This is a genomic window from Pseudomonas sp. 05N36 (assembly GCF_056397385.1).
Genome location: NZ_JBFTNH010000058.1, coordinates 1 through 671, shown reverse-complemented (window position 1 = coordinate 671; position 671 = coordinate 1). Strand labels below are relative to the sequence as shown.

The window sequence follows — 671 nt, the reverse complement described above, 5'->3', positions numbered from 1 at the left end:
TTATCGATCGAATCGGTGATGGTGGTCACCGCTGGGGTGGTGCYCGGGGTCAGCTGCTCGAAATTGCCACCGGTGGTGCTTTCGATGGTGGTGCTGACGGTGCTGCCGTTCTTGTAAACATCATTCGCTGGAGTGYCGACCACCACGGAACCGGAAGTCTTGCCGGCCTCGATGTTGATCACGGCGCCGTTCGACAGGGTSACGSTCATCGCGGTGCCGGCCGGGTTGGTCAGGGTCGCGGTGTAAGTGATCTGCCCGCCTTCGGTAATCGTGTTGTTGGCGGTCAGCGTCAGGCCGGTGTTATCGATCGAATCGGTAATCGTCGTAACAGCGGGGGTGGTACTCGGGGTCAGCTGTTCGAAATTGCCACCGSTGGTGCTTTCGATAGTGGTGCTGACGGTRCTGCCGTTCTTGTAGACGTCGTTGGCCGGGGTGTCGACCACCACCGAGCCGCTGGTTTTGCCAGCTTCGATGTTGATGACTGCACCGTTGGACAGGGTGACGGTCATCGGCGTGCCGGCCGGATTGGTCAGGGTCGCGGTGTAAGTGATCTGGCCACCTTCAATCACCGAACCATTCGCCGTCAGGCTCAACCCGGTGTTGTCGATCGAGTCGGTGATCGTCGTAACGGCGGGGGTGGTGCTTGGGGTCAACTGTTCGAAGTTGCCGCC

At 60.3% G+C, this 671-nt stretch carries 1 protein-coding gene; it reads right to left on the bottom strand.

Annotated features, from left to right (window positions below; all coding sequences use genetic code 11):
- The coding region (locus AC1DIH_RS28135; RefSeq protein WP_477774088.1) for an immunoglobulin-like domain-containing protein at positions 1-671 on the bottom strand (671 nt) is incomplete at both ends.